The sequence below is a fragment of the Peptoniphilus sp. BV3C26 genome (assembly GCF_000478985.1).
In the GTDB taxonomy this organism is placed as follows: domain Bacteria; phylum Bacillota; class Clostridia; order Tissierellales; family Peptoniphilaceae; genus Peptoniphilus_B; species Peptoniphilus_B koenoeneniae.
In genome coordinates this window covers 1-6,526 of the sequence record NZ_AWXB01000026.1, presented here as the reverse complement: position 1 = coordinate 6,526, position 6,526 = coordinate 1, and the positions used below count along the sequence as shown (strand labels likewise).

At 36.5% G+C, this 6,526-nt stretch carries 3 protein-coding genes and 1 pseudogene; all 4 read right to left on the bottom strand.

The features are described from left to right. Positions 1-1,800: pseudogene (locus HMPREF1253_RS02545) on the bottom strand (conjugal transfer protein); the annotation flags it as partial. 83 nt (positions 1,801-1,883) lie between these two features. Further along, a complete protein-coding gene (locus HMPREF1253_RS02540) occupies positions 1,884-3,431 on the bottom strand; it encodes a helix-turn-helix domain-containing protein (RefSeq protein ID WP_023055187.1) in 1,548 nt (515 codons plus the stop codon). Positions 3,432-3,512: 81 nt separating this feature from the next. Next, a complete protein-coding gene (locus tag HMPREF1253_RS02535; protein WP_036739241.1) occupies positions 3,513-5,225 on the bottom strand; it encodes a DNA topoisomerase 3 in 1,713 nt (570 codons plus the stop codon). Between the two features lie 94 nt (positions 5,226-5,319). Further along, a partial coding sequence (locus tag HMPREF1253_RS02530) for a CD1107 family mobile element protein (RefSeq protein ID WP_023055190.1) occupies positions 5,320-6,526 on the bottom strand: 1,207 nt, incomplete at its 5' end.

The following is a 6,526-nucleotide window of genomic DNA, read 5'->3' as shown; positions in this document are numbered from 1 at the left end:
AAATCTGCTGTATTCTTTGATTATTTGTTTTAGGTATTCAGGATTTTTTAATGCTTCAGATAATCTTTTTGTTTCTTCCGGAAAGCCCCCGCCTCTTTCGAAAAGTTCAAAATAACCTTGCTCTTTTCCTTCTTCACTTAAATCATGAGATAGATACCATAGAGATTCTGAAATCCGATCTCTTTCATAATCAAGAGCTTCTAAAAGCTCTGCATTTGTAGCAAATTCCCCACTTTTAAGAAGTTCGTTTATCCTCTTTGCAGCATCACTCCAACTTAAAACATGCGTATCATCTTCTCTTGCCGATGTTCCGTAAGCTAAATGAATGCCTTTATCCGAATACCAGGAAGATACTTCTCTTTCATCAATGTAAAACCCGTTTCCGCCTTTAAAGGTATCTTTGAGGTATTTTCCCAATTCTTCATTACTTTTTCCTTTAGAAAACTCAGCAATAACAGGAAGTCTCCCGCCATCGTGATTTCCTCCGTTAATAAGGACGGTATCTATATCATTCTCGGTTAGTGGTATAGTAAGGCTTATCTGTCCATAGGAATTTTCTGGTAAAGAAAAAGAAGCCTTTTCAGCTTCTCTTATCTCTGCCTCAGTATTTTCTTTTAGATTTCCACTACTTCCTTGATGGTCATTTCTTTGAGAGCTGAAATCATCGCCCCATACTGCGGATTGTTCTCGTCCTCTATCTTCCAAGCTGCCATCAGTTTCGGTTTCTCTGTTCTCATAAATTCTATCGCCTGTTTCTGAATGTCCATCAGGTGTCCTGTCAACTTCTTCTCCTTGTATAGGTCTACCAACATCTCGAAGTGGCTCTGCTCCTCGCTCTGTGAAAGAAACTCCAGCCTCATCACTGCGTAGGTCGGATTTGGATACTTCCTTATGAAGTCCGTCTCTTCCTCCAAGCTGTTTAGCGTATTCTCCTTGATTTTCTCTATTATCTCGTCTGTACTCTCCATTTCGGAGAACTCGCTCGTTTTCATTTCTTCCCTGATCATCTCGTCGAAGTACATATTCTTCTACCTCCTCTAATTCTTCTTTAATCTTATTATATCCCGCTTCTTTTCCTCTTAAAACTTCTTTTTGAAGCTCAAGTTCTTTGCTTTTTTGAATGGTCGCATCAATAATCTTTCCGCTAATATCCGATACGCTTTCACCAAGACTCATTAGAGATATGCTGTCAAGTCTTTGAAAATTCTCTCTTAAAAGCTCGTAATCTATCGAATAATCTAACTTAAATCTTGACGCTACCGCATAGCTTATCGAGTCCCTTACAAACTTGGTAAAGGATATTCTATCCTCATCCGCTACTCTAAGTTCATTCATTAAGGTATCTATTTTTTCATCACCGTAGAGTCTGCTTAAAGAAAAGATGTTTTCAAGTGTGCTTTCACTTTCCTCATAGCCCTCGCTTTTTATCATTTCCTTTAACACATCTTGATGATTTTCTTTGTCAAACTTCCAAAGATTTACTTCGTTGACATCTCTGTTTCTTGAAACTGTCTGACCTATATCAAAAATATAGTCCACTTTTTTGAATGTGCCATAGTCCTCTAAAATGGGGATCCCTTTCTGTCCTCGCATTACTGTTCGATTAAAACGTTCCCTCCAGTAGTCAAACTTGGCACAAGCTATTGCTTCAGGATTTTTATCATAGATACTTAATTGACTTCTAAAGTCATATCTTTGATTGTTTCCGACAACCTTTAAGAGCTTCAGATACTCTGCTTCACTATGAAGCACATCTTGTTTTATAAGCTCCAAAATGTTATGAAAATCATTTATTCGCATTTTTACCTCCTTCGTTTTTCCAAACAAAAAAAGGCGGTTAGATTTTACTCTAATCACCTTTTGGTTCTATGATCTTATTTATTCTATTTCAGCACTATCCATTTACCTGATTTGGTAGAGCCTTCTCTTTTAATAACTCCATGAGCTTTAAGATTTCTTATATGGTATCGCACTCCATCTGCTGTTATTTCTTTAATCTCATTTGCTATCTGTTCCGCAGTAATACTTGGATTGTCTTTCATAAGAAGCACTATCTGTTCTTGGATGCTGTTTTTTTCTTTGGTAGTTTCTTTGGTAGTTTCTTTGGTAGTTTCTTTGGTAGTGCTACCATTAAACTCTTTCAAAAATTCTTTATTCACACCCATAACTGCGTTGGTATAGTTATCTTCTTCATTATCCGGATAAAACTTAAGCTCAGGAGAACCATTTTCTAATAGTGCATCCTTTGCACGCCTTATACCCGAACCGTAAGACTCTATCAAATTAAGTGAAAAGAACATATCTTTAAGTTCTTTGTTAAGATACTGCCTTCGATCAAAAGTTCTATCCCTGTTAAGAGCCTCAATGGTTACAGGAGGGAGCGGTCTATTATGATTCACAAAAGAAATTCTGTCCTTGTAAATGTATATCCCAACATATTCAGGCGTATCGTATTCCTTATGCAAAATGGCATTTGTAGCAAGTTCCTCAAATGCTGTAAGAGGATAGTTATAGACAATCTTATGCTCGATTTTATCCGCTTCCCTTATGGTATATGAAGCCATAATATTATCTTCAAAATATTTGCTGACTTGCTTTGCCTGTATCCAAACCGGGCCATCAAATTTCTTTGATTCCATTTTATCAGTTCCATCAATTTCTCTTATGATTTCAACATGGGCATTTGGAATAAATTTATTTGGTGTATCTGCAAACATCAGCACAGCAAAATTTTTAGCTCTATAACCGCCATACTCACTTTCACTGACAAGCCCCATACTCTTTGCCATATCCAGCTTAGACATTTCTCTAATATCTTTTTTTGCTCCTGTTTGAAGCAAATATTCTTTCATATATTCATAGCTTAAATCATCTATGGTAGCTGTATCGTTCAAGTTTGAGCTAAAAGAAAAGTTTGCAAACTTCTTCAAAAGTTCAAATTCTTCGGTTGGATTTGGAAGCCTTGAATCTCTACCGACTCTAATATATCTTCCTGCCTTTAATCGAATATCTTTATCTTTTTCTGCCCTTTCACTTGTTTGAAACGGACCGTTACTACCACTTTCTACCGCAACTACGATATAGTATTCATCATCAATTTGATCCGTAATAATGTGATAGTTGATTTTAGGATGAATATTGGCAAGGAGCGATTTAAGTTCATTTTCTATTCCCTCTAATTTTGCTTCCTTTATCCCTTCAATCGGTCTTTTAGGAATTGCTTTTTCTCCCGTTTCTTTATCATCGACTTCTTCAATACCAACAAACAACAAGCCTATCTCATTGTTCATATAGTTATTGGCAAAGGCACAAGCAGTTTTTAGAATTTTATCTTTAAAATTTGCCGACTTTTTATATTCGATAAAACTGCTTTCTATGTTTTGATTTTCAAGAATGTTATGAGCCATTCTTTTTATATCTAAAAGCTGCATAATACCTCCTCTTTTCAAAATCTTTATTTGTATATTATACCATTTCCAGAGGATTTTCTCCACTCTGAAATCAGCAGGCACTTACTTGCGATATTTTAAAACCGCCTCCTGTATCTCGCTTTCAATATCTTTCAAGAATTTTTCTTTGGAAGATTTCCCTTTGGCAATATCCGCTAATTCCATTTCCCACTTTGCAGTTGTTTCCGCTGACTTAAAGGTATCGGATACTATTGTTACAAGGCTGATCCCCTTATGCGTGGCAATCAAATTTTTCTTATCTCTTTCGACAAAACCCTTATAGATTAAGTTTTCAATAATTCCTGCCCTTGTTGCAGGTGTTCCAAGTCCCTTTCTTTCCACTTCTACACCTTTTTCTAAGGCTTCATTTCCTGCAATCTCCATAGACTTTAGAAGCGTATCTTCAGTGAAGTGTTTCGGTGGTTGAGTAAATTTTTCTTTAATCTCTTTATTTTCAATGCTTAAAACATCACCAATGCTCACATCAGGAAGCTCTATGAACTCATTCTTCTTGGACTTGTATTCTTTGAGGTATTTGCTAAAGCCCTCGTCTCTAATTACCCTTCCTGAACTTGTAAATTCAAATCCGTCAAATTCAGCTACAATCTTCGTTGTGTTTTCCACTAATGGATAACCTACACTTGCGTGAAGCTTATTAGAAATAAGCCTATATACCTTCGCTTCACTATCGGGGATACTCGATAAATCTTCACTTAACGAGCTTACTGTCGGAATAATAGCGTGATGATCCGTAACATTTTTTGAGTTAAATACCGTCTTGATACGCTCTGTATCAAAATCATTTTTTCCTAAAATGTTATTGACCGTACTTACAATCATATCTTCCGTTAAGCATCTGCTGTCTGTTCTTGGATAGGTAATTAGTTTCTTTTCATATAGGCTTTGAGCATAATCAAGCGTCTGCTTTGCTGAATATCCAAAATATTTATTACACTCTCTTTGAAGTGTTGTCAGGTCAAAGGGTAAATCCGGCTTTGTAATCTTTTCTTTTTGAATGACATCAGTTATTTCAATATTATCGCCTATTAAATTAATAAGCTGCTCTGCGGTTATTTCATCACCAATTTTGTCTGTCGATAATGTAAATCCGTTCATAGAAAGCTCTACGGTGTAGTATTTTTCTTTCTTAAAATTACTTATTTCTTCATCTCTTTTTACAATCATGTAAAGTGTTGGGGTTTGCACTCTCCCGACACTGTAATTTTGCTTATACAGGCAAGAATAGAGCCTACTGATATTCATTCCGACAAGCCAGTCTGCAATAGCTCTTGCCTGTGCCGATTCAAAGAGCTTATCGTAATCTTCACCATTCTTTAGATTGGAAAATCCCTCTTTGATAGCACTATCTTCCATTGACGAAATCCAAAGACGCTGCATTTTCTTTTTGCATTTAGCTTCGTTATATACCAGTCGAAAAATACTTTCTCCTTCTCTTCCCGCATCGCACGCATTGATAACTGTATCAATCTCCTTATCATTCATCAGTTTTTTAAGGATATTGAACTGCTTTTTTGTAGCCTTTGCCACTTCAAATTTGTACTGCTTCGGAATAATCGGTAAATCCGATATATTCCACTTAGCGTATTTTCCATCATAAGCGTCCGGATTTGCCATCTGAATTAGATGACCTACGCACCAAGATACCTTATATCCATTTCCCTCATAGTATCCATCTTTCTTTTTTGTAGCTCCTATTACCTTTGCAATTGATATAGCTACACTCGGTTTTTCTGCTATCACAAGTATATGTTCCATGTATATTTTTCCTCCTGCTTTCATTGTAAAAGGGCGAAAGATTTTACTCTCCCGCCCTGCGTTTGCACCCATAACAATATATTTTAAGATGCATTTATTCTTCATCTTCAACTTCTGCTTCTCCTATTTCTTCCTCACTTTCTGCTTCCGAAAAGAAATCATCATCTTCCTCCTCTAATGCTTCAAGCTCCTTATCCTCTTTCTTTTTTACGACCTTAAAGTAATAACCTGCTCCTAATGCTCCGCCTATAACAAGAAGCAGAATAATGTATGTTCCTAAATTACTCTTTTCTTCTTTTTTCTCAGGCTTTACTTCTTCCTTAGTTGGCTCCTCTTTGCTAATCTCCTGCTTCGGAGCCTCTTTCTTTTCAACCATATTTAGAAGATCATCTTCAGATACTTCCGTTAAAAGCATTACATTTTCTTGTGTCTCATCGTGGTTGATGATGAGATGGAAGGTCTTACCGTTTTTCGTTTGAAAGGTAATAAACTGTCTTGCATCAGCAGAATACAGATCCGTTTCTTTGTTATCACCGCTATCCCCGTGATGAATAGGATAGTCCTTATTCGCATTGTCCTTATTTTCCGTAACGGTTCCTCTTGCCTTTGACGGAGCAGAAGCTACTCCCTTATTGGTATTTACAGTCTTACTTGTCCCGTCCATAGATGAATCCTGATTGTTATTGGCAGGAGCTTTCGGTGTCAGCTTATTAGGATAGCGAATATCTTTCTCTTTCGTTTCAGAATTACTTGTATCTTTTACAGTATTTTCTGAACTCGCCTGTGTAGTTGTGCTTTTTCCTGTGTTGTTTACAGGTGTTTGATTTGAAATGCCTGAGTTTTTCTTAATTCCGGAAATAGGACTGTTCAGTGCAGGCGGATTAGATATTACGGGAGCCTTGTTTGCTTCATTTGCCTTTTCCTCAAGCTCTTTAATCTTTTTATTCAGCTTATCCATTTCCTTCTTCATGTCTTCTGATAAGCCCTTATTTTCCTTATCTTTTTTCATTTTTTCTTTCAAGCTTTCAATCTCATCTTCAAGGTCTTTGATTTTTTCTTTCTGCTTATTGCTTAGTTTGTCTTTATCCTTGATTTCACCATTTAACTTATCAAGTTTTTCCTGAAGCTCCTTAGTATCTTTTTCCATTTTGGAAATATCATTTTTAGAAAGCTCTGTCTGCGTTGATTTATCTTCCGTCTTTGGAGTTTTCGTCTGCGAGCTTTCATCCTGTTTCGGCTTTTCGTCTTCTGTCTGAGTCTCTTTATCTTTAGCCTCAGTCTTTGCTACCTTACGAATAATC

Excerpts from the sequence above, each read along its gene's own strand:
- HMPREF1253_RS02540 (WP_023055187.1), bottom strand. The coding sequence starts at position 3,431 with ATGCAGCTTTTAGATATAAAAAGAATGGCTCATAACATTCTTGAAAAT.
- HMPREF1253_RS02535 (WP_036739241.1), bottom strand. The coding sequence starts at position 5,225 with ATGGAACATATACTTGTGATAGCAGAAAAACCGAGTGTAGCTATATCA.